19 protein-coding genes and 1 pseudogene are annotated in these 25,652 nt (G+C 73.2%); 12 read left to right on the forward strand and 8 right to left on the reverse strand.

Annotated elements, in window-relative coordinates:
• The 3 genes and pseudogenes from IF37_RS46580 to IF37_RS0109930 form a co-directional block, all read left to right on the forward strand.
• Window positions 1-134: pseudogene (locus IF37_RS46580) on the forward strand (CoA transferase); the annotation flags it as partial.
• Between the two features lie 44 nt (window positions 135-178).
• On the forward strand, window positions 179-1,393 hold the full coding sequence (locus IF37_RS0109925; protein WP_030739447.1) for an acetyl-CoA C-acetyltransferase: 1,215 nt from the start codon (window positions 179-181) through the stop codon (window positions 1,391-1,393).
• Window positions 1,394-1,434: 41 nt separating this feature from the next.
• Window positions 1,435-3,612, forward strand: coding sequence for a 3-hydroxyacyl-CoA dehydrogenase NAD-binding domain-containing protein (locus IF37_RS0109930; RefSeq protein WP_030739449.1), 2,178 nt, complete (start codon window positions 1,435-1,437; stop codon window positions 3,610-3,612).
• Window positions 3,613-3,617: 5 nt separating this feature from the next.
• Here IF37_RS0109930 and IF37_RS0109935 read toward each other — a convergent pair whose 3' ends face one another.
• Window positions 3,618-4,358, reverse strand: coding sequence for a MerR family transcriptional regulator (locus tag IF37_RS0109935; protein WP_030739452.1), 741 nt, complete (start codon window positions 4,356-4,358; stop codon window positions 3,618-3,620).
• Window positions 4,359-4,603: 245 nt separating this feature from the next.
• On the opposite strand from IF37_RS0109935, the gene IF37_RS0109940 reads away from it, so the two are divergent.
• A complete protein-coding gene (locus IF37_RS0109940) occupies window positions 4,604-6,070 on the forward strand; it encodes an amino acid permease (RefSeq protein ID WP_030739454.1) in 1,467 nt (488 codons plus the stop codon).
• Between the two features lie 105 nt (window positions 6,071-6,175).
• Here IF37_RS0109940 and IF37_RS0109945 read toward each other — a convergent pair whose 3' ends face one another.
• A complete protein-coding gene (locus IF37_RS0109945; protein ID WP_030739456.1) occupies window positions 6,176-7,663 on the reverse strand; it encodes a M1 family metallopeptidase in 1,488 nt (495 codons plus the stop codon).
• Window positions 7,664-7,841: 178 nt separating this feature from the next.
• Here IF37_RS0109945 and IF37_RS0109950 point away from each other — a divergent pair, with 178 nt between their 5' ends.
• Complete coding sequence (locus tag IF37_RS0109950; protein ID WP_037856166.1) at window positions 7,842-9,788, forward strand: Xaa-Pro dipeptidyl-peptidase; 1,947 nt, start codon at window positions 7,842-7,844, stop codon at window positions 9,786-9,788.
• Between the two features lie 538 nt (window positions 9,789-10,326).
• Here IF37_RS0109950 and IF37_RS0109955 read toward each other — a convergent pair.
• Complete coding sequence (locus IF37_RS0109955) at window positions 10,327-11,265, reverse strand: FAD-dependent oxidoreductase (protein WP_030739460.1); 939 nt, start codon at window positions 11,263-11,265, stop codon at window positions 10,327-10,329.
• Between the two features lie 126 nt (window positions 11,266-11,391).
• Between IF37_RS0109955 and IF37_RS0109960 the strand changes: the two genes are divergently transcribed.
• Window positions 11,392-13,032 carry an ABC-F family ATP-binding cassette domain-containing protein gene (locus IF37_RS0109960; RefSeq protein WP_030739463.1) on the forward strand — a complete coding sequence of 547 codons (1,641 nt, stop codon included), beginning with the start codon at window positions 11,392-11,394 and terminating at the stop codon, window positions 13,030-13,032.
• A 117-nt stretch (window positions 13,033-13,149) separates the two neighbouring features.
• Here IF37_RS0109960 and IF37_RS0109965 read toward each other — a convergent pair whose 3' ends face one another.
• Complete coding sequence (locus IF37_RS0109965) at window positions 13,150-15,570, reverse strand: Tex family protein (protein ID WP_030739465.1); 2,421 nt, start codon at window positions 15,568-15,570, stop codon at window positions 13,150-13,152.
• Between the two features lie 202 nt (window positions 15,571-15,772).
• Window positions 15,773-16,537: an enoyl-CoA hydratase/isomerase family protein gene (locus IF37_RS0109970; protein ID WP_030739467.1), complete on the reverse strand. Its 765-nt coding sequence runs from the start codon at window positions 16,535-16,537 to the stop codon at window positions 15,773-15,775.
• A gap of 215 nt (window positions 16,538-16,752) precedes the next feature.
• On the opposite strand from IF37_RS0109970, the gene IF37_RS0109975 reads away from it, so the two are divergent.
• Window positions 16,753-17,247 carry an ATP-binding protein gene (locus IF37_RS0109975; protein WP_030739470.1) on the forward strand — a complete coding sequence of 165 codons (495 nt, stop codon included), beginning with the start codon at window positions 16,753-16,755 and terminating at the stop codon, window positions 17,245-17,247.
• 9 nt (window positions 17,248-17,256) lie between these two features.
• Here IF37_RS0109975 and idi read toward each other — a convergent pair whose 3' ends face one another.
• The 3 genes from idi to galE form a co-directional block, all read right to left on the reverse strand.
• Window positions 17,257-17,850, reverse strand: coding sequence for an isopentenyl-diphosphate Delta-isomerase (idi, locus tag IF37_RS0109980; RefSeq protein ID WP_030739471.1), 594 nt, complete (start codon window positions 17,848-17,850; stop codon window positions 17,257-17,259).
• Window positions 17,851-18,034: 184 nt separating this feature from the next.
• Window positions 18,035-18,970 (reverse strand): cation diffusion facilitator family transporter, encoded by a 936-nt coding sequence (locus IF37_RS0109985; RefSeq protein ID WP_030739472.1) that lies wholly within the window; start codon window positions 18,968-18,970, stop codon window positions 18,035-18,037.
• 159 nt (window positions 18,971-19,129) lie between these two features.
• Window positions 19,130-20,101, reverse strand: a complete 972-nt coding sequence (gene galE / locus IF37_RS0109990) for a UDP-glucose 4-epimerase GalE (protein ID WP_030739473.1) — start codon at window positions 20,099-20,101, stop codon at window positions 19,130-19,132.
• Window positions 20,102-20,368: 267 nt separating this feature from the next.
• Between galE and IF37_RS0109995 the strand changes: the two genes are divergently transcribed.
• Genes IF37_RS0109995 through IF37_RS0110015 form a run of 5 tightly spaced genes read left to right on the forward strand, consistent with a single transcriptional unit; the run spans window position 20,369 to window position 25,631 of the window.
• Complete coding sequence (locus IF37_RS0109995) at window positions 20,369-22,195, forward strand: DUF5941 domain-containing protein (RefSeq protein ID WP_030739476.1); 1,827 nt, start codon at window positions 20,369-20,371, stop codon at window positions 22,193-22,195.
• Window positions 22,192-22,944 carry a sugar phosphate nucleotidyltransferase gene (locus tag IF37_RS0110000; protein WP_030739478.1) on the forward strand — a complete coding sequence of 251 codons (753 nt, stop codon included), beginning with the start codon at window positions 22,192-22,194 and terminating at the stop codon, window positions 22,942-22,944. The genes IF37_RS0109995 and IF37_RS0110000 overlap by 4 nt, the downstream gene beginning before the upstream one ends.
• Window positions 22,932-23,993 (forward strand): iron-containing alcohol dehydrogenase family protein, encoded by a 1,062-nt coding sequence (locus tag IF37_RS0110005; protein WP_030739480.1) that lies wholly within the window; start codon window positions 22,932-22,934, stop codon window positions 23,991-23,993. Before IF37_RS0110000 ends, IF37_RS0110005 begins: the two co-directional genes overlap by 13 nt.
• Window positions 23,971-24,750: a CDP-alcohol phosphatidyltransferase family protein gene (locus IF37_RS0110010; RefSeq protein ID WP_079165649.1), complete on the forward strand. Its 780-nt coding sequence runs from the start codon at window positions 23,971-23,973 to the stop codon at window positions 24,748-24,750. Before IF37_RS0110005 ends, IF37_RS0110010 begins: the two co-directional genes overlap by 23 nt.
• 8 nt (window positions 24,751-24,758) lie before the next feature.
• Window positions 24,759-25,631: a glycosyltransferase family 2 protein gene (locus IF37_RS0110015; RefSeq protein ID WP_030739485.1), complete on the forward strand. Its 873-nt coding sequence runs from the start codon at window positions 24,759-24,761 to the stop codon at window positions 25,629-25,631.
• Window positions 25,632-25,652: the final 21 nt, after the last annotated feature.

Below are 25,652 nucleotides of genomic sequence, written 5' to 3' on the forward strand. Positions count from 1 at the left end.
CCCCCACCGCCGTCCGCACCGGCCCCGCCCGGCCCGGCGCCGACACGGCGGCCGTCGCCCGGGACTGGGGGCTGCCCGCACACCCGGCCGGCACCCCCGGCGCCCCCGGTGCCCCGGTCACCGACGGCGGCTGACCCCGCCCCACCCCGCTCGGCCCACCCTCCCGAAAGGCACCCAGTTGAGCACCGAAGCGTACGTGTACGACGCGATCCGCACCCCGCGCGGCCGCGGCAAGGCGAACGGCGCCCTGCACGGCACCAAGCCCATCGACCTGGTCGTCGGTCTCATCCACGAGATCCGCGACCGCTTCCCGGGCCTGGACCCGGCCGCGATCGACGACATCGTCCTCGGCGTCGTCGGCCCGGTCGGCGACCAGGGCTCCGACATCGCCCGGATCGCCGCCCTCGCCGCCGGACTGCCGGACACGGTCGCGGGCGTGCAGGAGAACCGCTTCTGCGCCTCCGGCCTGGAGGCCGTCAACATGGCCGCGGCCAAGGTCCGGGCCGGCTGGGAGGACCTGGTCCTCGCGGGCGGTGTCGAGTCCATGTCCCGCGTCCCGATGGCCTCCGACGGCGGCGCCTGGTTCAACGACCCGATGACCAACCTCGCCGCCGACTTCGTCCCGCAGGGGATCAGCGCCGACCTGATCGCCACCGTCGAGGGCTTCTCCCGCCGGGACGTCGACGAGTACGCGGCCCTGTCCCAGGAGCGCGCCGCCACCGCCTGGAAGGAGGGCCGCTTCAACCGCTCCCTCGTCCCCGTCAAGGACCGCAACGGCCTGGTCGTCCTCGACCACGACGAGCACCCGCGCCCCGGCACCACCGCGGACTCCCTCGCCAAGCTGAAGCCGTCGTTCGCGGACATCGGCGACCTGGGCGGCTTCGACGCGGTCGCGCTCCAGCGGTACCACTGGGTGGAGAGGATCGACCACGTCCACCACGCGGGCAACTCCTCCGGCATCGTGGACGGCGCCGCGCTCGTCGCGATCGGCTCCCGGGAGGTCGGCGAGCGCCACGGCCTCACCCCGCGCGCGCGGATCGTCTCCGCCGCCGTCTCCGGCTCCGAGCCGACCATCATGCTCACCGGCCCCGCCCCCGCCAGCCGCAAGGCCCTGGCCAAGGCCGGCCTCACCATCGACGACATCGACCTCGTCGAGATCAACGAGGCGTTCGCCGCGGTCGTGCTGCGCTTCGCCAGGGACATGGGCCTGAGCCTGGACAAGATCAACGTCAACGGCGGCGCGATCGCCCTCGGCCACCCGCTCGGCGCCACCGGCGCCATGATCCTCGGCACCCTCGTCGACGAACTGGAGCGCCAGGACAAGCGCTACGGCCTCGCCACGCTCTGCGTCGGCGGCGGCATGGGCATCGCCACCATCGTCGAACGCATCTGACCTCCCCGCGGACCCACGCCACTGCAACGGAGACGACTGTCATGACCGAGAGCACCACCATCCGCTGGGAGCAGGACGACACCGGTGTCGTCACCCTCGTCCTGGACGACCCCGACCAGTCCGCGAACACCATGAACCAGGCGTTCCGCGCCTCCCTCGCCGCGATCACCGACCGGCTGGAGGCCGAGCGGGATTCCGTCCGCGGTGTCATCCTCACCTCGGCGAAGAAGACCTTCTTCGCCGGCGGCGACCTGCGCGACCTGATCCGGGTCACGCCCGAGACCGCCCAGGAGCTGTTCGACGGCGGCCTCGCGATCAAGCGCGACCTGCGCCGCATCGAGACCCTCGGCAAGCCGGTCGTCGCGGCGATCAACGGCGCGGCCCTGGGCGGCGGCTTCGAACTGGCCCTCGCCTGCCACCACCGGGTCGCCCTCGACACCCCCGGCACCAGGATCGGCTGCCCCGAGGTCACCCTCGGCCTGCTCCCGGGCGGCGGCGGAGTCGTCCGCACCGTACGGCTGCTGGGCATCGCGGACGCCCTGCTGAAGGTCCTCCTCCAGGGGCAGCAGTACAACGCGCCGCGCGCCCGGGAGAACGGCCTCGTCCACGAGGTCGCCGCCACCCCCGAGGAGCTGCTCGCCAAGGCCCGCGCCTTCATCGACGCCAACCCCGAGTCCCGGCAGCCCTGGGACAAACCCGGCTACCGCATCCCCGGCGGCACCCCGGCCAACCCGAAGTTCGCCGCCAACCTGCCCGCCTTCCCGGCCAACCTGCGCAAGCAGACCGGCGGCGCCCCCTACCCGGCCCCGCGCAACATCCTCGCCGCCGCCGTCGAGGGCTCCCAGGTGGACTTCGAGACCGCCCAGGTCATCGAGGCCCGCTACTTCGTGGAGCTGGCCGCGGGACAGACCTCGAAGAACATGATCCAGGCGTTCTTCTTCGACCTCCAGGCGGTCAACTCCGGCGCCAACCGCCCCCAGGGCATCGAGCCCCGCCCGGTCCGCAAGGCAGCCGTCCTCGGCGCCGGCATGATGGGCGCCGGCATCGCCTACGCGTGCGCCCGCGCCGGCATCGAGGTCGTCCTCAAGGACGTCTCCCTGGAGGCGGCCGTCAAGGGCAAGGGCTACTCGGAGAAGCTGTGCGCCAAGGCCGTCGCCAGGGGCCGGACCAGCCAGGAGAAGGCCGACGCCCTGCTCGCCCGGATCACCCCCACCGCCGAGGCGGCCGACCTCGCGGGCTGTGACGCCGTGATCGAGGCCGTGTTCGAGGACACCGCCCTCAAGCACAAGGTCTTCCAGGAGATCGAGTCGGTCGTCGCCCCCGACGCGCTGCTCTGCTCCAACACCTCCACGCTGCCGATCACCACCCTCGCCGAGGGCGTGCAGCGCCAGGCCGACTTCATCGGGCTGCACTTCTTCTCGCCGGTCGACAAGATGCCGCTCGTGGAGATCATCAAGGGCGAGCGCACCGCCGACGAGACGCTCGCGCGCGCCTTCGACCTGGTCCGGCAGATCAACAAGACCCCGATCGTCGTCAACGACTCGCGCGGCTTCTTCACCTCCCGGGTGATCGGCCACTTCATCAACGAGGGCGTCGCCATGGTCGGCGAGGGCGTCGAGCCCGCCTCCGTGGAACAGGCCGCCGCCCAGGCCGGCTACCCGGCCAAGGTGCTCTCCCTGATGGACGAGCTGACCCTCACCCTGCCGCGGAAGATCCGGACCGAGACCCGGCGGGCCGTGGAGGAGGCGGGCGGCACCTGGACCGCGCACCCGGCCGAGGCGGTCATCGACCGCATGGTGGACGAGTTCGGCCGCACCGGCCGCAGCGGCGGCGCCGGCTTCTACGACTACACCGAGGACGGCAAGCGGGCCGGGCTCTGGCCGGGCCTGCGCGAGCACTTCACCGAGCCGGGGCACGAGATCCCGTTCCGGGACATGCAGGAGCGCATGCTCTTCGCCGAGGCGCTCGACACCGTACGCCTCCTGGAGGAGGGCGTCCTGACCTCGGTCGCGGACGCCAACATCGGCTCGATCCTCGGCATCGGCTTCCCCGGCTGGACCGGCGGTGTGCTCCAGTACATCAACGGCTACGAAGGGGGGCTGCCCGGCTTCGTGGCCCGCGCGCGCGAGCTGGCCGAGCGCTACGGCGAGCGGTTCGCCCCGCCCGCGCTGCTCGTGACGAAGGCCGGGAACGGGGAGACCTTCACCGACGGCCGCTGAGCGCCTCAGCCGGACGGCGTGCCCCGGGACCCGTCTCCCGGGGCCGCCGCCGCGCCGTCCAGCCACTGGCGCAGTTCCTCCCTCAGCGACCGCTGGAAGGTGGTGAGCAGCGCCTGCACCACCAGCGGGTGCATATGGGCCGACAGGGACCTGACGTCCCGCGGGTCGCGTTCGGCCACGGCCTCGCGCAGCAGGTCCGACAGCTCGTGCGCCGCCGCGCGCGCGTGGCCGGTCAGGGCGGTCCGCGCGGCCAGGATCGTCTCCTGCGCCAGCGGCACGTCGAGGAGCCGTACCGCGAGCCGCAGCAGACCGCAGTCCACGCGGAAGGACTCCCCGTCCCGCGTCACCACGTTCATCGCGGCCAGCCGGTCCACGTCCTCCTCGGTCAGCCGTCGTCCCGCGCGCCGCTCCAGCTCCGGGCGGGACACGGTCTCCACCGTGTCCGGGGCCCAGGAGGCGACCACCGCCCGGTGGATCGCCAGGTCGTGCGGGCCGAGGTCGGCCGGCAGCTGCCGCAGGTGCCGTTCGATCGCGGCGAGGGTCATGCCCTGGTGCTGCATCTCCTCGATCAGCGTCAGCCGGGCCAGGTGCTCACGCCCGTAGTGGCCCACCCGGCGCGGACCGATCACCGGCGGCGGCAGCAGTCCCCTGGTGCCGTAGAAGCGGACCGTGCGGACCGTGACGCCCGCCTGAGCGGCCAGCTCGTCGATGGTGAGGGGCGCCGTGTCCCCGTCCTCGGTCGTCATGCGTGTCAGTATCGCTGTCTCACCAATGGTGTGAAACCTCCGGCACACGTCGGGTGGATGACGCGTGGACGCTGGGTGGATCGTGTGAGAAGCGACGCTCTGTGACGTGGGCCACCGCGAACCGGCGCACCTCTCTGGGAAGCTGCTGGCTTGGTCTGTATCGCACACGCGGGTGGTGCGGGCCGAGACCTGTACGACCCCCGGCCATGAGGTCCGGGCGCACCAGGAAGTTGGATCCCACCACGATGAGCAAGGAAGCCGTGGAACCGGCACAGGCCGCCCCGGACACCCGGGTGGCCCCGACGCCCGCGGACGCGGGCGACGCCGGTTACAGCAAGGACCTCAAGGCCCGCCACGTCAACATGATCGCCATCGGCGGTGCCATCGGCACGGGCCTCTTCCTGGGCGCCGGCGGACGCCTGCACAACGCGGGACCGGCGCTCGCCCTGGCCTACCTGGTCTGCGGCGTCTTCGCCTTCTTCGTCGTGCGGGCGCTGGGCGAGCTGGTGCTGTACCGCCCGTCCTCCGGGTCCTTCGTGTCGTACGCGCGCGAGTTCCTCGGCGAGAAGGGCGCCTACGTCGCCGGCTGGATGTACTTCCTGAACTGGTCGACCACCGGCATCGCCGACATCACCGCGATCGCGCTCTACACGCACTACTGGAGCATGTTCACCTCCATCCCGCAGTGGGTGCTGGCGCTGATCGCCCTCGCGGTCGTGCTCACCGTGAACCTGATCTCGGTGAAGATCTTCGGCGAGATGGAGTTCTGGTTCGCGATCATCAAGGTCGCCACCCTCGTGGGCTTCATGCTGATCGGCATCTTCCTGCTGGCCACCCAGCACGACGTCGGCGGCAGCAAGCCGGGCCTCTCCGTGATCAGCGACAACGGCGGCGTCTTCCCGCACGGCCTGATGCCGGTCGTCCTGGTCATGCAGGGCGTGATCTTCGCCTACGCCGCCCTGGAGCTGGTCGGCGTGGCCGCCGGCGAGACCGCCGAGCCGGAGAAGGTCGTCCCGCGCGCGGTGAACTCGATCATGTGGCGCGTGGCCCTGTTCTACGTCGGCTCGGTCGTGCTGCTCGCCCTGCTGCTGCCCGGTTCGGTCTACTCCGCCGACCAGAGCCCGTTCGTGACCGTGCTGTCCAAGATCGGCGTCCCGGCGGCCGGTGACGTGATGAACCTGGTCGTGCTGACCGCGGCCATGTCCTCGCTCAACTCCGGCCTGTACTCCACCGGCCGCATCCTGCGCTCGATGGCGATGGCCGGCTCGGCGCCGAAGTTCACGCGCGTGATGAGCCGCAGCCAGGTGCCCTACGGCGGCATCCTGCTGACCTGCGGGGTCTGCGTGCTCGGCGTCGGCCTGAACTACCTGGTGCCCAGCCAGGCCTTCGAGATCGTGCTGAACGTCGCCTCGCTCGGCATCATCAGCACCTGGGTGATCATCATGGTCTGCCACATGATCTTCGTCCGCCGCGCCCGCGCGGGTCTGGTCGACCGGCCGCACTTCCAGCTGAAGTTCAGCCCGGTCACGGAGATCGCCACGATCGCGTTCCTGCTGGTCTGCCTCGGCATGATGTGGAACGACGACGAGGTCGGCCGCAAGACCCTGCTGCTCATCCCGGTGATCGCCGTCATGCTGGTCGCCGGCTGGTTCGGCGTCCGCCGCCAGGTGGCCCGGAACTCCGCCCAGGAGCTGCCGGACGGCGCGCGGTAGCACCGAAGGCGCCGCCTGTCCCGGGGCCTCGTCCGAAGGCGCCGCCCGTCCCGGCGGGGAGATTCCCCGCCGGGACGGGCGGCGGCCACGACACGCGCGGGGGCGTCAGCGGCCGTGCACGTCGTTCGTCGCCTCGATCTTCTTCCACGACGCCGGCCGCGCCACCGCCGTACCGGTCCTCACCAGGGCGCGGGCCGACGGGGCGGCCGGCTTGGACGTCTGGAACAGCCAGGTGTCGAACAGCGCGGCGAGGGGCTTGCCGGAGACCCGCTCGGCGTACTTCTGGAAGTCGGCCACCGAGGCGTTGCCGTAGGCGTGCTCCCGCGGCCAGCCCTTCAGGATCGCGAAGAACGCGTCGTCGCCGATCGCGTTGCGCAGCTCCTGGATGGCGAGGGCGCCGCGGTCGTAGACGGCGGCGCCGAACTGCTCGTCCGCGCCGGGGTCGCCGGGCGCGACCGTCCAGAACGCGTCGTCGGCCGGGTGCGAGGCGTACACGTAGTCGGCGAGCTGCTGCGCGGTGCCCTCGCCCTCGTGCTCGGACCACAGCCACTGCGCGTACCGGGCGAAGCCCTCGTTGATCCAGATGTCCTTCCAGCGCTTCAGCGACACGTCGTCGCCGTACCACTGGTGGGCCAGCTCGTGCACGACGACGGAGGCGTTGGAGCCGTTCGCGAACTGCCTCGGGCTGTAGTAGACGCGGGACTGCGTCTCCAGCGCGTACCCGGTGGTGGTGTTCGGGACGTAGCCGCCGGCCGAGCTGAACGGGTACGGCCCGAAGTAGCCGCTCAGCCAGTCCACGATCTCCCCGGTGCGCTCCACGCTGGCCCGCGCGGCCCCCTCGTTGTCGCCCAGGTCCCGGCTGTAGGCGTTGATGACGGGCACCCCGCCGTCGGAGGTGCCGGTGGTGATGTCGAACCTGCCCAGCGCGAGCGTGGCCAGATAGGTGGCCTGCGGCTTGTTCTGCCGCCAGTTGTAGCGGGTCCAGCCCAGTTTGGAGCTGGTGGACTGGAGCGTGCCGTTGGAGATGGCCTGGGTGCCGTCCGGCACGGCCACCGACACGTCGTAGGTGGCCTTGTCGCTCGGATGGTCGTTGCTCGGGAACCACCACCAGGCCGACTCGGGCTCGTCGGCGGCCACCGCGCCGTCCGGTGTGCGGTGCCAGGTGCTGAAGCCGTAGGCGCTCTTCGTCGACGGCACCCCGCTGTAGCGGACCACGACCGTCACCGACGCCCCCTTGGCCAGCGGCGTCTTCGGCGTGACGACCAGTTCGTGCTGACCGGACGTGGTGAAGGCCGCCTTGGCGCCGTTGACCCGCACCTCGCTCACGTCCAGCAGGAAGTCCAGGTCGAAGCTGGACAGGTCCTGGGTGGTCTTCGCCAGGATCGTCGCCGTGCCCTCCAACTCGTCCGTCTTCGGCTGGTATTGCAGCCTCAGGTCGTAATGGGAGACGTCGTAGCCGCCATTGCCGTAGTCCGGGTAGTAGGGATCGCCGATGCCCGGCGCGCCCGGGGTGTGGCTCGCGGCCGATGCCGGGATCGCCAGCAGCAGGGAGGCCGCCGCCAGTGCTCCCGGCGCGATGATTCTGCGGTGCACGTTCAGCTCCAAGTCGTCAGGACTGCACGTCCGTTCGGAAGAGTCCACTGCGACCCTATTCAGTCCCCGTGGCCCTGCCCTGTCCATGGCACCGGCTGTCACACGATCGCCATTCAGCCGTCACGAGGCCCCGGAGAGCCCTCTTTTGCCGGGGAGTCGGCCGGAGTACCGTCCGCGCATGCCGACACGCACGCGCTCCGCGATCCGGAGAACGCTCGTCACAGCCGCCGCCGTCGCCCTGACGGCCGTCCCGCTCACCCCGGCAGCCGCCCGCACCGCACCCCGCGAGAGCACCCCCGTCTACTCCTACGCCCAGGCCGTCCGCGAATCCGTGTGGGTCGACACCGGGCTCGACGCGGACGGCGACGGACGGAGCGACCGCGTCGCCACCGACATCGTCCGGCCCGCCGAACCCGCCCGGCAGGGACGCAAGGTACCGGTCGTCATGGACGCCAGCCCGTACTACTCCTGCTGCGGGCGCGGCAACGAGAGCCAGCTCAAGACGTACGACGCACAGGGCCGTGTCGTCCGCATGCCGCTGTTCTACGACAACTACTTCGTCCCCCGCGGCTACGCCTTCGTCGGCGTCGACCTCGCCGGCACCAACCGCTCCGACGGCTGCGTCGACGTCGGCGGCCGCTCCGACGTCCAGTCCGCGAAGGCGGTGATCGACTGGCTGAACGGCCGCGCGAGGGCGTACACCAGCCGGACCGGTGGCAGCCCGGTCCGGGCCGACTGGACCGACGGCAGCACCGGCATGATCGGCAAGAGCTGGGACGGCACCATCGCCAACGGTGTCGCCGCCACCGGCGTCAGGGGTCTGAAGACCATCGTCCCGATCAGCGCGATCTCCTCCTGGTACGACTACTACTTCGCCCAGGGCGCCCCGCTCTACGACGGCGGCCCCGACAGACTCGCCGACTACGTCGAGAGCGCCGACGCGCACGCCCACTGCGCGGCCGTCCAGCGGGAACTCGCCGACGGCAGCCCGCGCAGCGGTGACTGGACCGCCCTGTGGAGCCGGCGGGACTACGTCGAGGACGCGGCCAAGGTGCGCGCCAGCGTCTTCCTGGTGCACGGCATGCAGGACCTCAACGTCCGCACCAAGAACGCCGGACAGTGGTGGGACGCCCTCGCCCGGCACGGCGTGCGGCGCAAGATCTGGCTGTCCCAGACCGGACACGTCGACCCCTTCGACTACCGGCGCGGCGCCTGGGTCGACACGCTGCACCGCTGGTTCGACCACGAACTCCTCGGCTACGACAACGGAATCGACGCCGAACCGGTGGCCGACGTCGAACGCCGGCCCGACCAGTGGGTCACCTCCGGCGCCTGGCCCCCGGCCGGCACCCGCGGCACCGTCCTGCACCCGGCCGCCGGCAGCCGGGCGGGCGTCGGCACCCTCGGACTGCGCCGGGCCGCCGGCACCGAGCGGTTCACGGACGACCCGGGGCTGAGCGAGACCGACTGGGCCGCGCACGTCACCGCGTCCACGCCCGAGAAGGCGGGTTTCCTCACCGCGCCCCTCACCCGTGCCCTCCGGCTGGCCGGCTCCGCCGAGGTGACGGTCACCGCGACCCCGACCACCGCCTCCGCCCACCTGACCGCCGTCCTCGTCGACGTCGGCGCCGACACCATCCGTGACTACGGCGACCCCGCCGAGGGCATCACCACCCTCGCCGAGCGGACCTGCTGGGGCGAGAGCACGGCCGGGGACAGCGCCTGCTACAAGGAGACCAGGGCGAAGACCACCGCGGTCGGCTACACCGTGGTCAGCCGCGGCTGGGCCGACCTCGGCCACCACGCCTCGGCGACCCGGGGCGTCCCGCTCACACCGGGCAGGGCCTACCGGATGACCCTCCACCTCGCCGCCACCGACCACGCCGTGCCCGCGGGCCACCGGCTGGCGCTGATCGTCGCCGGCACCGACAAGGACCTCATCGACCCCGCGTCCACCAGGCCGACGCTCACCCTGGACCTGTCCCGGACGACGGCGAAGGTGCCGCTGGTGGGCGGCGCGGAGGCGTTCGCCCGCGCCACGTCCGGCCGGGCCACCGCCCCCGCGCCGACCGTCCTGGAAGGCATCCGCACACCGCACGGCACCCGGCACGTCCCGGCGGGCTGACGGTTCGGGGACGCCGGACCGCGCGTCACCCCCCGCCCCGGCCGCAGTCGCATCGCGGGTCACCCCGTGCCCGGTCGTGGTCGGGTCGCGGGGCGGCCCGTGCCTGGCTGCGGTGGGGTCGCGGGGCGGCCCGTGCCTGGCTGCGGTGGGGTTGCGGGGCGGCCCGTGCCTGGCTGTGGTCGGATTGCCGGGCGGCCCTTGCCTGGTCGTGGTCGGGGCGCGTGGTGATGTGTGCCCGGTCGTGGTCGGGTCGCCGGGCGATCCGTGCCTGGCTGTGGTCGGGGCGCGTGGTGATGTGTGCCCGGTCGTGGTCGGGTCGCGGCGATGTGTCCCTGACTGTGGTCGGGTCACGGGGCGACCCCCGCCTGGTCGTGGTTCAAATTGCGGGGCAACCCGTGCCCGGTCGCGGTCGGATCGAGGGGCACCCCGCGCCCGACCGTGGTCGGCTCGCGCGGCGGCCCGCGCCCGGTCGTGGTCGGATCGGCGGGCCCCGGCGCCCGCCGGGGTGCCGGTGGGGTGCCGGTGGGGTGTCGGGCGGTCAGCCCGTCGGGAAGGCCAGGGCGGCGGCCTCGCGTGCGCAGCCCCAGGCCACCGTGACACCGCCGCCGCCGTGGCCGTAGTTGTGCACCAGCGCACGGCCGCCGGGGAGGGGGCGGCGCTCCAGCCGTACCGCCTCCCTGGCGGGCCGCAGCCCCACCCGGTGCGCCAGCACACGGGCCCCGGCGATCTCCGGCCGGACCGCCGCGCAGCGGGCGACGATCGCCGCGGCGGTCCGCGGGTCCGGGTCCGGCGACCAGTCGTCCTCCTCGGCCGTACCGCCCAGCAACAGCCGGCCCGGCTGCGGAATGAAGTACGTGGACGCGGTCGAGGAGTGGTCGACGGCGGTGAACCACTCCGTGACGCCCGGGTTCTCCACCACGACCAGCTGCCCGCGCACCGGACGCACCGCCGGGTCCGGCACCAGGGACCGCGCACCGAGACCGGTGCAGTTGACCACCACGGCCGCGGGCACGGCGGCCAGGTCGGTCACCGCGCGGACCTCCACCGTGCCCGCCGCCCCGAGCAGCCGCCGCCGCAGCCACACCAGGTGCGCCGGCATGTCGATCACCGGCAGCCGCGCCGCCAGCCCGTCGGCCACCGCCCGCAGCCCCGGCACCCGGCCCGCCCAGTCGCCCAGCTCCTCCAGCCGGGTCCCGTGCAGCAGGCCCTCGACCAGGCGCACCCCCGTCTCCTCCGGCCGGTCCGCCAGCTCCCGGTACACACCGAGGGACTCCAGCGCCCACGCGGCGGCCAGCGGTTCCGGCTCGATGCGGTACGGCCACCACAGGCCGCCGGCGACCGCGGAGGTCGTCCGCTCGGCCGGCTCCCGGGTCCACACCCGTACCCGCCGCCCGGACTCCGCCAGCAGCACGGCCGTCGTCAGCCCGACGACACCGCCGCCGACCACGATCACTTCGTCACTCGTCGCACGGTCCATGCCAGGACGATAGGCCCCGCCCGTCCGTCTCTGGCAGGCCGGGGGCGGACGGGCGGGCCAGGTGCCCGGTGCCCGGGGGAAACGTGGCCGAGGCGGTCGCGTGCCGCCACTAGGATCGGCGTCCTGATGACTGCCACCCTCGTTGCCAAGAACCTCGCCGCCGGGCACGGCGACCGCCCCCTGTTCTCCGGACTCGACCTGGTCGTCGCGCCAGGCGACGTGATCGGGCTGGTCGGCGCCAACGGCGCGGGCAAGTCGACCCTGCTGCGGATGCTCGCCGGACTCGTCCCGCCCGAGCGGGGCGAACTCCGGCTGTCCCCGCCCGCCGCGACCGTCGGCCACCTGCCGCAGGAGCCGGAGCGCCGGCCGGGCGAGACCGTCCGGGCGTTCCTGGCCCGCCGCACCGGAGTGGCGCGGGCCCAGCGGGTGATGGACGAGGCCACCCAGGCGCTGGTCGACGGCGCCCCCGGCGCCGACGACGCCTACGCGGCGGCCCTGGAACGCTGGCTCGGTCTCGGCGGCGCCGACCTGGAGGAGCGCGCGGAGGAGGTCGCCGACTCCCTCGGTCTGGCGGTGGACCTCGACCAGCCGATGACCGCCCTCTCCGGCGGCCAGGCGGCCCGCGCCGGCCTCGCCTCCCTGCTGCTGTCCCGCTACGACGTGTTCCTGCTGGACGAGCCCACCAACGACCTGGACCTGGACGGCCTGGAGCGGCTGGAACGGTTCGTCGGCGGACTGCGCGCGGGCACGGTCGTCGTCAGCCACGACCGCGAGTTCCTCACCCGCACGGTCACCGGCGTCCTCGAACTCGACCTCGCCCAGGGGCAGGTCAACCTCTACGGCGGCGGTTACGCGGCCTACCTGGAGGAACGGCAGGTGGCCCGCCGGCACGCCCGCGAGGAGTACGAGGAGTACGCCGACAAGAGGTCCGCCCTCCAGGACCGCGCCCAGACACAGCGGGCCTGGATGGACAAGGGCGTGAAGAACGCCCGGCGCAAGGCGGGCAACGACAACGACAAGATCGGCCGCAAGTTCCGCAGCGAGGCCAGCGAGAAGCAGGCCGCCAAGGCCCGCCAGACCCAGCGCATGATCGAGCGCCTGGAGGTGGTCGAGGAGCCGCGCAAGGAGTGGGACCTGCGCATGGAGATCGCGTCGGCCCCGCGTTCCGGCGCGGTCGTGGCGACGCTGCGGGACGCCGAGGTGCGGCGCGGCGACTTCACCTTCGGCCCGGTGTCGCTCCAGGTCGACTGGGCGGACCGGATCGCGGTGACGGGCGCCAACGGCGCCGGGAAGTCCACCCTGCTCGGCGTCCTGCTGGGCCGGGTCCCGGTCGACTCCGGCCATGCGGCGCTCGGGTCCGGCGTGCTGGTCGGCGAGGTCGACCAGGCCCGTGCGCTGTTCCACGGCCCGCAGACCCTGCTCGACGCCTTCCGTGCCGCCGTCCCCGACACCGAGCCGGTGGAGGTCCGCACCCTGCTGGCCAAGTTCGGCCTGAAGTCCGAGCACGTACTGCGGCCGGCCGAGACGCTCTCCCCGGGCGAACGCACCCGCGCCGCGCTCGCCCTGCTCCAGGGCCGGGGCGTCAATCTGCTGGTCCTGGACGAGCCGACGAACCACCTGGACCTGCCGGCCATCGAACAGCTGGAGTCGGCCCTCGACGCCTACGAGGGCACCCTGCTGCTGGTCACGCACGACCGGCGCATGCTGGACGCCGTCCGGGTGACCCGGCGCCTGGAGGTCGCGGACGGCAAGGTGACCGAACGGTAGTCCCGGCGCGACGCCTCCGGGCCCCGCGCCCGGGGGCGGGCCGCTGGGCCCGGGACCGCCGGTCCGGCGAGCCGGACGGGCCGGGCGGGAAGGGCCGCCCGGCCCGCACCCGTAAGGTCAGCGCTTCTTGGGGTCCAGCAGTCCCGCGCGGCGCAGCGCGTCCGCCATGGCGCCGTTGGCGGGCGGCGGGGCCTGCCGTCCGCCGCGGTCGCCGCCACGGCCCTGCCGCTGCCCCTGACCGCCCTGCCGCTGTCCCTGGCCGCCCTGTCGTCCCTGGCCGCCCTGCCGCTGCTGGGGCGGGCGGGCGCCGCCGCGCTGCTGCCGGCCGCCGCCCTGCCCCTGCGGGGCCGCCTCGTCGTCCAGGCGCAGGGTCAGCGCGATCCGCTTGCGCGGGATGTCCACGTCGAGCACCTTCACCTTGACGATGTCACCGGGCTTGGCGACGTCGCGCGGGTCCTTGACGAACGTTTTGGACATCGCCGAGACGTGCACCAGACCGTCCTGGTGGACGCCGATGTCGACGAAGGCGCCGAAGGCGGCCACGTTCGTCACCACGCCCTCCAGGATCATCCCGGCGGACAGGTCGGAGATCTTCTCGACGCCCTCCTTGAAGGTGGCCGTCCGGAACGCGGGCCGCGGGTCGCGGCCCGGCTTCTCCAGCTCCTTGAGGATGTCCGTCACGGTCGGCAGACCGAAGGTGTCGTCCACGAAGTCGGCAGCCCGGAGCGAGCGCAGCACACCGGTGTTGCCGACGAGGGAGGCCACCTCCTGGCCCGTGGTCTTCACCATGCGCCGCACCACCGGGTACGCCTCCGGGTGCACGCTGGAGGAGTCCAGCGGGTCCGTGCCGCCCCGGATGCGCAGGAAGCCGGCGCACTGCTCGTACGCCTTCGGGCCGAGCCGCGCCACCTTCTTCAGCTCCGCGCGGGAGGTGAACGGGCCGTTGGCGTCCCGGTGCGCCACGATGTTCTCGGCGAGCCCCGAGGAGATCCCCGACACCCGCGAGAGCAGCGGCACGGACGCGGTGTTGACGTCCACGCCGACGCCGTTCACACAGTCCTCCACGACCGCGTCCAGCGAGCGGGACAGCTTCACCTCGGACAGGTCGTGCTGGTACTGGCCGACGCCGATCGACTTGGGGTCGATCTTCACCAGCTCGGCCAGCGGGTCCTGGAGGCGCCGGGCGATGGAGACCGCGCCGCGCAGCGACACGTCCATGTCGGGCAGTTCCCGCGAGGCGTACTCCGACGCCGAGTACACCGACGCGCCCGCCTCGGACACCATCACCTTGGTGAGCTTCAGCTCCGGGTGCCGGGCGATGAGGTCGGCGGCGAGCTTGTCGGTCTCGCGGGACGCGGTGCCGTTGCCGATCGCGACCAGGTCGACCGAGTGCTCCTCGGCGAGCCGGGCCAGCTTGGCGAGGGCCTCGTCCCACTTGTTGGCCGGCACGTGCGGGTAGATCACGTCCGTGGCGACGACCTTGCCGGTGGCGTCGACCACGGCCACCTTCACCCCGGTACGGAAACCGGGGTCCAGGCCCAGCGTGGCGCGGGTGCCCGCCGGGGCGGCCAGCAGCAGGTCGCGCAGGTTCGCCGCGAAGACGTTCACCGCCTCGTCCTCGGCGGCCGTGCGCAGCCTCAGCCGCAGGTCGATGCCGAGGTGGACCAGGATGCGGGTGCGCCAGGCCCAGCGGACCGTGTCCGTCAGCCACTTGTCGCCCGGGCGGCCCCGGTCGGCGATCCCGAACCGGTGCGCGACGATGCCCTCGTACGACGACGGGCCCTCCGTCGGCTCCTCCGGCTCCAGGACGAGGTCGAGGACCTCCTCCTTCTCGCCGCGCAGCATCGCCAGCACGCGGTGCGAGGGCAGCTCGGCGAACGGCTCGGCGAAGTCGAAGTAGTCGGCGAACTTGGCGCCCGCCTCCTCCTTGCCCTCCCGCACCTTCGCGGCGAGCCGTCCACGCGTCCACATGCGCTCGCGCAACTCGCCGATCAGGTCGGCGTCCTCGGAGAACCGCTCGGTGAGGATCGCCCGCGCGCCGTCCAGCGCGGCCTGCGCGTCGGCGACGCCCTTGTCCGGGTCCACGAACGCGGTGGCGACGGCCGACGGCTCGACCGACGGATCGCCCAGCAGCCCCTCCGCCAGCGGCTCCAGCCCCGCCTCGCGGGCGATCTGCGCCTTGGTGCGCCGCTTGGGCTTGTACGGGAGGTAGACGTCCTCCAGCCGCGCCTTGGTCTCGGCGCCGCGGATCCGCGCCTCCAGCTCCTCGGTGAGCTTGCCCTGCTCCCGCACCGACTCCAGGATCGCGCTCCGCCGGTCCTCCAGTTCCCGCAGGTAGCGCAGCCGCTCCTCGATCGTGCGCAGCTGCGCGTCGTCGAGCGTCTCGGTCGCCTCCTTGCGGTAGCGGGCGATGAAGGGCACCGTCGAACCGCCGTCGAGCAGTTCCACCGCGGCCCTCACCTGCCGCTCCCGTACGCCGAGCTCCTCGGCGATCCTGCCTTCGATGGACCCTGCTCCGAGGGACCCGGGTGTCGTCACGATGCGGTACCGCCTTCTCCACTGGGGTTGCGCGGCAATTGTGGCAGGTGACACCGGCGACCGGGGATCAGGGCGGCCCCCGGCGGGGCGCCGTGCACCCGGTCCGCCCGGCCGCCGGCCGAGCACGGTCCGCGGCCGGGCGGACCGCGCTCGGCCGGCCGCGGAAGGCGTCCGCGCGCCCGGGGGAGCAGTGCCGGGCGGCTCAGCCGGTCCGGCCGGCCGGGGACGCGCTCCAGGTGAAGCGCGGCTGCCGGCGCTCCAGGAACGCGGCCACACCCTCGGCCGGGTCGCCGCTGCCGCGCGCCTGCGCGCCCCAGTGGGCGTCGCGGTCGGTGCGGCCGGCCGCGAACTCCTTGGCGGCGGCCTGGGTGAGCTGTGAGCGGGACACCAGCACCCGGGTCAACTCCGCGACCCGCTTGTCCAGTTCGCCCTCGGGCAGCACCTCGTCCACGAGACCGGTGCGCAGCGCCCGTGGGGCGTCGATCAACTCCGCCGTGAACAGCAGGTACTTGGCCGCCGCCGGGCCGACCAGGGACACCAGCCGACGGGTCGAGGAGGCCGGGTAGACGAGGCCGAGCCGGGCCGGTGTCACCCCGAACAGCGCGCCGTCCTCCGCCAGCCGCAGGTCGCAGGCCGCCGCCAACTGCGCCCCGCCGCCCACGCAGTGCCCGCGCACCGCCGCCACGGCCGGCTTGGGGAACGCGGCCAGCGCCTCCTCGGCGGCCACCGCGAGCCCCTGCGCCTCCTCCGGCGAGCCCCGGAGCGTGGAGATGTCGGCGCCCGCGCAGAAGGTGCCGCCCTCACCGGTCAGCACCAGAGCCCGTACGCCCGGATCACGCGCCAGCGTGTCCAGCAGCGGGGGCAGGGCCCGCCACATCGCCGCCGTCATGGCGTTGCGCTTGGCGGGGTGGCGGATGACCACGGTGGCGACGGAGTCGGTGACCTGGTGGGACAGCTGGGGCTCCATGCGGCGGATCGTAGCGGAGGTGCCCGTACAACCCGACTAGTTCGGGAACCAGCGGGCCGGGCGACAGGAACGGTCCCGCCCGCTCCCTGCTCATGCGCGCTCGGTCAGAAAGTGTTCGATAACCGCTGACTTCTGTTCAGTCATCCGGGCGGGAGCACATCGTTACCAACACTCGACGGGTGGTGACAATCGAGCGCGAGGATGGCGACCGGACGATGGACGACCACGGGCGCGGGTACGGCCCGTGCCCGGCGGAGGGCGGCGAAGGGCCGCCGGGTCCGCTGCCGTACGAGGGTGTCTGGCGGTTCACCGCGCCGGCGGTGGACGCCTCGGTCCCGCAGGCCCGGCACGCGGTCCGGGACCTGCTGCTGCGCCAGGGCGTGCCGGTCTCCGACGACCTGGCGCACGGGCTGCTGCTGATCGTCTCCGAGCTGGTCACCAACGCGGTGCGGCACGCGGCGCTGCTGTCGCCGGTGCTCGCCGTGGAGGTGGCCGTGGGAGCCGAGTGGGTGCGGGTGTCGGTGGAGGACGACCACCCCTACCGGCCCACCGCCCTGGAGGCCGACCACGGCCGGACCGGCGGCCGGGGGCTGCTCCTGGTCCGCGAGGTGGCCCGGGAGGCGGGCGGGACGGTCGACATGGAGCACACCGCGAGCGGCGGCAAGGTGATCCGGGCCGCCCTGCCGCTCAAGCCCACGGCGCTGTCGTAGGGGGTTGGCTCACCAGCCGGCGGACGGGCCCGTCAGCTCCCTGATCGCCGGACGGGCCGCGTCCAGTACGGTCATGAACCAGGCCGAGAACGGGTCCTGGGCGTGCCGCTCGGCCAGCTCGGCCGCCGTCACGAAGACGGTCGAGGCGACCTCCTCCGGGTCCGGCGCGAGCGAGGCCTGCGCCAGGCCGACGAACAGGTGGTTGAACTCCTGTTCCACCAGGCCCGAGGCGGGGTCCGGGTGGTTGTAGCGGACGGTGCCGGCCTCCGCGAGCAGCGACGGCGACACGCCCAGCTCCTCGAACGTGCGCCGGGCCGCCGCCGCGAACGGCGCCTCGCCCGGGTAGGGGTGACCGCAGCAGGTGTTGGACCACACACCGGGGGAGTGGTACTTGCCCAGCGCCCGCTGCTGGAGCAGCATCCGGCCCTGCTCGTCGAAGAGGAAGACGGAGAACGCCCGGTGCAGCTGCCCGGGCGGCTGATGGGCGGCGAGCTTCTCCGCCGTACCGATCGTCACACCCTTCTCGTCGACCAGTTCCAGCAAAATCGCCTCTGCGGTGCCCTCCGACGAGCTGTGCGTCGCCGTGGCAGGTGTGATCGGCATACCCATCCTTCGCTTCGGTCCTGCACCCCAAGTCTGCCGTACGGATCCGGTGCCCCGGCACGTCCCGCCGCCGCGCGCGGCGTGGCACCGGGATCCGGACCCGGTAGATCATCGTGCCCGGCCTCCGCCGCCGGGAACCGCCCGGGAGCGCGTCGACCGGCGGTGTGCGGCCGGGGCGGCGCGGTCAGTGGCAGAGCCGGGCCTCGTGCTCCGCGTGCCCGCCCGGCTCCAGCTGGAAGGTGCAGTGCTCCACGTCGAAGTGGTGGCCGAGGCAGCCCTGGAGCTCGTGCAGCATCTTCTCGTGCCCCATGGCGTTCAGCACCTCGGAACTGACCACCACGTGCGCCGACAGCACCGGCATGCCCGAGGTGATCGTCCAGGCGTGCAGGTCGTGGACGTCCTCCACACCGTCCAGCGCCAGGATGTGGGCCCGGACATCCGCCATGTCGACGCCCTTGGGCGCGGCCTCCAGCAGCACGTCCAGGGTCTCGCGCAGCAGCTTCAGCGTCCGCGGCACGATCATCAGGCCGATGACCAGGGACGCGATCGGGTCCGCCGGCTGCCAGCCGGTGGCCAGGATCACCGCCGCCGAGATCAGCACCGCCACCGAGCCCAGCGCGTCCGCCGCCACCTCCAGGAAGGCGCCGCGCACGTTCAGGCTCTCCTTCTGCCCGCGCATCAGCAGGACCAGCGAGACGGAGTTCGCGAGCAGGCCGATCAGACCGAACACGATCATCAGCCCGCCCCGGGTCTGCGCGGGCTCGACGAACCGCTGGACCGCCTCGTACAGGACGTACCCGCCGACGCCGAGCAGCAGCAGACAGTTGGCCAGGGCCGCGAGGATCTCCGCGCGGGCGTAGCCGAAGGTGCGGTTGGTGCTGGGCGGGCGGTTGGCGAAGTGGACGGCGAGCAGCGCCATGCCGAGGCCCACCGCGTCGGTCGCCATGTGGGCCGCGTCCGCGATCAGCGCGAGCGAGTCGGCGACCAGGCCGCCGACGATCTCCACCACCATCACCGTGAGCGTGATGCCCAGGGCGATGCGCAGCCGGCCGCGGTACGCGGCCGTGGCCGTACCCGGGGCCGGCGCGTGCGCGTGCCCGTGGTCGTGCCCTGCCCCCATGACAACCGCCTTCCGTAAGCCTGCCCGGACGGCCAGTGAACTACGGGTGGGGGGTATTCGGCAACGCGGCACTGAACACCGTTGTCATCTGCTCTGACCTGCGGAAACGTTCCGCAGGTCAGGGGCCTGGGACGCCCCGGGGACGGGGGCGTGGCGGACTCAGCCGGTGTGGTGCAGCCGCCAGCCCGCCCAGGCGGACTCGACCATCTCCCGTACCCCGCGCCGGGCCCGCCAGCCCAGGACCTCGGCGGCCCGCTCGGCCGACGCCACCGCGCGCGGCGCGTCCCCCGGACGGCGCCCCTCCACCACGGGCGCCCGGCGGTCCCCGGTGACCTCCCCGATGACCGAGATCAACTCGCGCACCGAGACCCCCTCGCCCCGGCCGATGTTCAGCGTCAGATCGCCCGGGACACCGCCGTCGGCCAGCAGCCGCGCCGCCGCCAGATGGGCCTCCGCGAGATCGGCGACGTGGATGTAGTCCCGTACGCAGGTGCCGTCCGGCGTCGGGTAGTCGTCCCCGAAGACGCGCGGGGCCTCGTCCCGCGTCAGCCGGTCGAAGACCATCGGCACGATGTTGAACACCCCGGTGTCCGCCAACTCCGGCGCCGCCGCCCCCGCCACGTTGAAATAGCGCAGACAGACCGTGGAGATCCCGTGCGCCCGCCCGGCCGCCCGCACCAGCCACTCCCCGGCCAGCTTGGTCTCGCCGTAGGGGTTCACCGGGGCGCACGGGGTGTCCTCGGTGATCAGGTCCACGTCCGGGTTGCCGTACACCGCCGCCGACGACGAGAACAGCAGCCGGCCGACGCCCGCCTCCGCGACCGCGTCCAGCAGCGTGGCCAGACCGCCGACGTTCTCCCGGTAGTAGCGGGTGGGCCGGGCCACCGACTCCGCGACCTGCTTGCGCGCCGCGAGGTGGACGACGCCCGTCACGCCGTACTCCGCGAGGACCCGCTTCAGCAGCGGTCCGTCCAGTGTGGAGCCCTTCACGAGCGGCACCTCGGCCGGCAGCCGCGAGGGCACCGCGGCCGACAGGTCGTCCAGCGCCACGACGCTCTCCCCGGCGCCCGCCATGGCCCGTGCCACGTGCGCCCCGATGTATCCGGCTCCGCCGGTGATCAGCCACGTCATGGTCGCCCACCCTATGCCGAGCCACCCCGTGTCCCGGTTGCCCGGGTCTGCCCCACGGGTTTGTGGGCCGGGCCCCGGATCACCGATGATGATCGCGGCAAAGGCGGGGGCAGCCCCCGTGGGCCGGGCCGTGAACGGCCGGTGAACACGGGCTCCGGCCCATCCGATAGCCTCTGCCGACATGCCGCCCGGGTGCCGCAGGCCAGGGCGCCCCACCACGCAGAAGCCCGGCGTCCGCGCGCGTCGGCACCCAGGGAGTGAATGCGGTTGTCGACGGCCATCGTCACCGGTCAGCCGGTCCCCGGATCGTCACTGGAGAGCGATCTGCGGTCCCTCGGCTTCGAGGTGCGCGTGGCCGCCGACACCGCCGAGGCGCGGGCCCTGCTCGCCGCCGTGCCGGCCGACCGGCGCGTGGCCCTGGTCGACGCCCGCTTCGTCGGCCACCCGCACGCGCTGCGCCTCGGCCTGACCGACCCCCGCTTCCCGCTCGCCGCCGTGCCCGGTGCCGTCACCGCCCAGCCGGCCGCCCGGCAGGCGCTCACCGGCGCCGTGACCCGCGCCGCCGCCGAGGGCCCGGCCGCCGCCCCGGAGACCGCGGGCGGCGCCCCCGCGCTCGCCGTGGACAGCCTCGCCGATCGCGTCGTCACCGCCCTCGACGCCGACGGCACCGCGGTGCACCGGCCCGAGCTGGGCAGCCTGGTCGCCGCCGTCCCCGCCGACCCGCAGGCCCGCAACGAGGCCCGGCAGGCCGTCGCCGCCGTCGACGACGAGGCCGTCCGCCTGAGGTCGGCCGTGAAGTCCCGCGACGGCTTCTTCACCACGTTCTTCATCAGCCCCTACTCGCGCTACATCGCCCGCTGGTGCGCGCGCCGCGGCCTGACCCCGAACCAGGTCACCACGGCCTCGCTGCTCACCGCGCTGATCGCGGCCGGCTGCGCGGCGACCGGCACCCGCGGCGGCTTCATCGCGGCCGGCGCACTGCTGATCGCCTCCTTCGTCCTGGACTGCACCGACGGCCAGCTCGCCCGCTACGCGCTGAAGTACTCCACCCTCGGCGCCTGGCTCGACGCCACCTTCGACCGGGCCAAGGAGTACGCCTACTACGCGGGCCTCGCCCTCGGCGCGGCCCGCGGCGGCGACGACGTGTGGGCCCTCGCCCTCGGCGCGATGATCCTCCAGACCTGCCGGCACGTGGTCGACTTCTCCTTCAACGAGGCCAACCACGACGCCAGCGCCAACACCAGCCCCACCGCCGCCCTCTCCGACAAGCTCGACAGCGTCGGCTGGACGGTCTGGCTGCGCCGCATGATCGTGCTGCCGATCGGCGAGCGCTGGGCGCTGATCGCGGTCCTCACCGCGGCCACGACCCCGCGGATCACCTTCTACGTCCTGCTCATCGGCTGCGCCTTCGCTGCCACCTACACCACGGCCGGCCGCGTGCTGCGCTCCGTGACCCGCCGGGCCCGGCGCACCGACCGGGCCGCGCGGGCACTCGCCGACCTGGCCGACTCCGGGCCGCTCGCGACGGCGGTCGGACGGATCGCCCGGCGCGGCCTGCCCGGGCTCGCCGTGCCCGCCGCGGCCCTGCTGGGCGGCGCCGCGGTCGTCGCCTGCGCGGCGCTCACCGGCTTCGGCGGGTTCCTGCCGGTCGCCGGCGCCCTCGTGTACGTCCTCACCTCGGCCCTCGCCGTGGCCCGCCCCCTCAAGGGCGCCCTCGACTGGCTGGTCCCGCCCTTCTTCCGGGCCGCCGAGTACGGCACCGTGCTCGCCCTGGCCGGTAAAGCGGGGGTGAACGGAGCCCTTCCCGCCGCCTTCGGCCTGGTGGCCGCGGTCGCCTACCATCACTACGACACGGTGTACCGCATCCGCGGCGACGCCGGAGCGCCCCCGGCCTGGCTGGTGCGCGCCATCGGGGGGCACGAGGGACGGACGCTGCTGGTCACCGTCCTGGCCGCGGTGCTCACCGCCGCGCAGTTCAAGGTCGCGCTCACGGTGCTCGCCGTGGCCGTCGCCCTGCTGGTGCTCGTGGAGAGCATCCGCTTCTGGGTGTCCGCTGGGGCGCCCGCCGTACACGACGAAGGAGAAACCGCATGATCGGCCTCGTGCTCGCGGCCGGCGCCGGACGGCGCCTGCGCCCCTACACCGACGCCCTGCCCAAGGCGCTGGTGCCGGTGGGGCCCGCGGGCATAGAGGACTCGATCACGGTGCTCGACCTCACCCTCGGCAACTTCGCCGAGATCGGGCTGACCGAGGTCGCGGTCATCGTCGGCTACCGCAAGGAGGCCGTGTACGAGCGCAAGGCGGCGCTGGAGGCCAAGTACGGCCTCAAGCTCACCCTCATCGACAACGACAAGGCCGAGGAGTGGAACAACGCCTACTCCCTGTGGTGCGGCCGTGACGCCCTCAAGGACGGTGTGATCCTCGCCAACGGCGACACCGTCCACCCCGTCTCCGTCGAGCGCACCCTGCTGGCCGCGCGCGGCGAGGGCCGGAAGATCATCCTCGCCCTGGACACGGTGAAGGACCTGGCCGACGAGGAGATGAAGGTCGTCGTCGACCCGCAGAAGGGCATGACGAGGATCACCAAGCTGATGGACCCGGCCGAGGCCACCGGCGAGTACATCGGCGTCACCCTGATCGAGGGCGACGCCGCTCCCGAGCTGGCCGACGCGCTGAGGACGGTCTGGGAGACCGACCCGCAGCAGTTCTACGAGCACGGCTACCAGGAACTGGTCAACCGCGGCTTCCGCATCGACGTGGCGCCGATCGGCGACGTCAAGTGGGTGGAGATCGACAACCACGACGATCTCGCCCGTGGACGGGAGATCGCGTGCCAGTACTGACCCGGCTGATCCCCTCGCCGGTCGTCGTGGACATCCGCCCGGGTGCCCTGGACGACCTGGCCTGCGTACTCGCCGACGAGCGCATCTCGCAGTCGGGCCGGCTCGCCATCGCCGTCAGCGGCGGCTCCGGCGCCCGGCTGCGCCGGCGCATCGCCCCCACCCTGCCCGGCGCCACCTGGTACGAGGTCGGCGGCGGCACCATCGACGACGCGGTCCGGCTGGCGAGCGACATAAAGGCCGGCCACTACGACGCGGTCGTCGGCCTCGGCGGCGGGAAGATCATCGACTGCGCGAAGTTCGCGGCGGCCCGGGTCGGCCTGCCGCTGGTCGCCGTCGCCACCAACCTCGCCCACGACGGCCTGTGCTCGCCGGTCGCCACCCTCGACAACGACGCGGGCCGCGGCTCGTACGGCGTGCCGAACCCGATCGCGGTCGTCATCGACCTGGGCGTGATCCGCGAGGCACCCATGCGGTTCGTGCGCTCCGGCATCGGTGACGCCATCTCCAACATCTCCGCCGTGGCGGACTGGGAGCTGGCCAACCGGGTCAACGGCGAGAGGATCGACGGCCTGGCCGCCGCCATGGCCCGGCAGGCCGGCGAGGCGGTGCTCAGGCACCCGGGCGGAGTCGGCGACGACGACTTCCTCCAGGTGCTGGCCGAGGCGTTGGTCCTCACCGGTATCGCCATGTCCGTGTCGGGCGACTCCCGCCCGTCCTCCGGCGCCTGCCACGAGATCAACCACGCCTTCGACCTGCTCTACCCCAAGCGCGCCGCCGCCCACGGCGAGCAGTGCGGCCTCGGCGCCGCCTTCGCGATGTACCTGCGCGGCGCCCACGAGGAGTCGGCATACATGGCCGAGGTGCTGCGCCGGCACGGGCTCCCGGTGCTGCCGGAGGAGATCGGCTTCACGGTGGACGAGTTCGTCCGCGCGGTGGAGTTCGCCCCGGAGACCCGCCCCGGCCGCTACACGATCCTCGAAGACCTCGACCTCAAGACGAACCAGATCAAGGACATCTACGCCGACTATGTCAAGGCCATCGGTAGCTGAACTCCGTCCGGTCGTCCACCCCGCGGGGGTGAAGGACCGGCGCAGCGGTGAGCACTGGGCGGGACGCCTCTACATGCGCGAGGTGTCCCTGCGCGTCGACCGCTACCTGGTGAACACCAGGGTCACGCCCAACCAGCTCACGTACCTGATGACCGTCTGCGGCGTGCTCGCGGCCCCGGCCCTGCTGGTGCCGGGGATCGCGGGCGCGGTGCTCGGCGTGGTCGCCACCCAGCTGTACCTGCTGCTCGACTGCGTCGACGGCGAGGTCGCCCGCTGGAAGAAGCAGTACTCGCTGAACGGCGTCTACCTGGACCGGGTCGGCGCCTACCTCACCGACGCGGCCGTGCTGGTCGGCCTCGGCCTGCGCGCCGCCGACCTGTGGGGCAGCGGCCGCATCGACTGGCTGTGGGCCTTCCTCGGCACCCTCGCCGCGCTGGGCGCCATCCTGATCAAGGCCGAGACCGACCTGGTCGGCGTCGCCCGCCACCAGGCCGGCAAGCCCCCGGTGCAGGAGGCTGCGGCGGAGCCGCGCTCCTCGGGCATGGCGCTGGCCCGGCGGGCCGCCGCCGCGCTGAAGTTCCACCGGCTGATCCTCGGCATCGAGGCCGCGCTGCTCATCCTGGTCCTCGCGATCGTCGACCAGGTCCGCGGCGACCTGTTCTTCACCCGCCTCGGCACGGCCGTCCTGGCCGGCATCGCCCTGCTCCAGACGCTGCTGCACCTGGTGTCGATCCTCGCGTCGAGCAGGCTGAAGTGAGCACGGCCATGCGCGTCGGCGCCGTCATCATCACCATGGGCAACCGGCCCGAGGAACTGCGTGCCCTGCTCGACTCGGTCGCGGGGCAGGACGGCGACCCGGTCGAGGTGGTCGTCGTCGGCAACGGCTCGCCCGTCCCGGACGTCCCGGAGGGCGTGCGGACCATCGAGCTGCCCGAGAACCTGGGCATCCCCGGCGGACGCAACGTCGGCATCGAGGCGTTCGGGCCCGGTGGCCGCGATGTCGACATATTGCTCTTCCTCGACGACGACGGCCTGCTCGCCCGCCACGACACCGCCGAGCTGTGCCGCGCGGCCTTCGCCGCCGACCCCGAGCTGGGCATCGTCAGCTTCCGCATCGCCGACCCGGACACCGGCGAGACCCAGCGCCGGCACGTCCCCCGGCTGCGCGCGTCGGACCCGATGCGCTCCTCGCGCGTCACCACCTTCCTCGGCGGCGCCAACGCCGTCCGCACCCGGGTCTTCGCGGAAGTCGGCGGGCTGCCGGACGCATTCTTCTACGCGCACGAGGAAACCGACCTGGCATGGCGGGCCCTCGACGCGGGCTGGATGATCGACTACCGGTCCGACATGGTGCTGTACCACCCCACGACCGCGCCCTCCAGGCACGCGGTCTACCACCGCATGGTCGCCCGCAACCGGGTCTGGCTCGCCCGCCGCAACCTCCCCGCCCCGCTGATCCCGGTCTACCTCGGGGTCTGGCTGCTGCTCACCCTGGCGCGCCGCCCCTCCCGGACGGCCCTGCGGGCCTGGTTCGGCGGCTTCCGGGAGGGCTGGACCGCGCCCTGCGGTCCCCGCCGCCCGATGCGCTGGCGTACGGTGTGGCGGCTCACCCGGCTGGGCCGTCCGCCGGTCATCTGACAAGCTCGTCCCCGACGGGCC

It is taken from the genome of Streptomyces sp. NRRL S-31 (genome assembly GCF_000718775.1).
Classification (GTDB): Bacteria; Actinomycetota; Actinomycetes; order Streptomycetales; family Streptomycetaceae; genus Streptomyces.

Bases quoted from the DNA above. Each gene is read 5' to 3' on its own strand.
- IF37_RS0109930 (WP_030739449.1), top strand. From the start codon at position 1,435: ATGACCGAGAGCACCACCATCCGCTGGGAGCAGGACGACACCGGTGTC.
- IF37_RS0109935 (WP_030739452.1), bottom strand. From the start codon at position 4,358: ATGACGACCGAGGACGGGGACACGGCGCCCCTCACCATCGACGAGCTG.
- IF37_RS0109940 (WP_030739454.1), top strand. From the start codon at position 4,604: ATGAGCAAGGAAGCCGTGGAACCGGCACAGGCCGCCCCGGACACCCGG.
- IF37_RS0109950 (WP_037856166.1), top strand. From the start codon at position 7,842: ATGCCGACACGCACGCGCTCCGCGATCCGGAGAACGCTCGTCACAGCC.
- IF37_RS0109955 (WP_030739460.1), bottom strand. From the start codon at position 11,265: ATGGACCGTGCGACGAGTGACGAAGTGATCGTGGTCGGCGGCGGTGTC.
- IF37_RS0109960 (WP_030739463.1), top strand. From the start codon at position 11,392: ATGACTGCCACCCTCGTTGCCAAGAACCTCGCCGCCGGGCACGGCGAC.
- IF37_RS0109970 (WP_030739467.1), bottom strand. From the start codon at position 16,537: ATGGAGCCCCAGCTGTCCCACCAGGTCACCGACTCCGTCGCCACCGTG.
- IF37_RS0109975 (WP_030739470.1), top strand. From the start codon at position 16,753: ATGGACGACCACGGGCGCGGGTACGGCCCGTGCCCGGCGGAGGGCGGC.
- idi (WP_030739471.1), bottom strand. From the start codon at position 17,850: ATGCCGATCACACCTGCCACGGCGACGCACAGCTCGTCGGAGGGCACC.
- IF37_RS0109985 (WP_030739472.1), bottom strand. From the start codon at position 18,970: ATGGGGGCAGGGCACGACCACGGGCACGCGCACGCGCCGGCCCCGGGT.
- galE (WP_030739473.1), bottom strand. From the start codon at position 20,101: ATGACGTGGCTGATCACCGGCGGAGCCGGATACATCGGGGCGCACGTG.
- IF37_RS0110000 (WP_030739478.1), top strand. From the start codon at position 22,192: ATGATCGGCCTCGTGCTCGCGGCCGGCGCCGGACGGCGCCTGCGCCCC.
- IF37_RS0110010 (WP_079165649.1), top strand. From the start codon at position 23,971: ATGTCAAGGCCATCGGTAGCTGAACTCCGTCCGGTCGTCCACCCCGCG.
- IF37_RS0110015 (WP_030739485.1), top strand. From the start codon at position 24,759: ATGCGCGTCGGCGCCGTCATCATCACCATGGGCAACCGGCCCGAGGAA.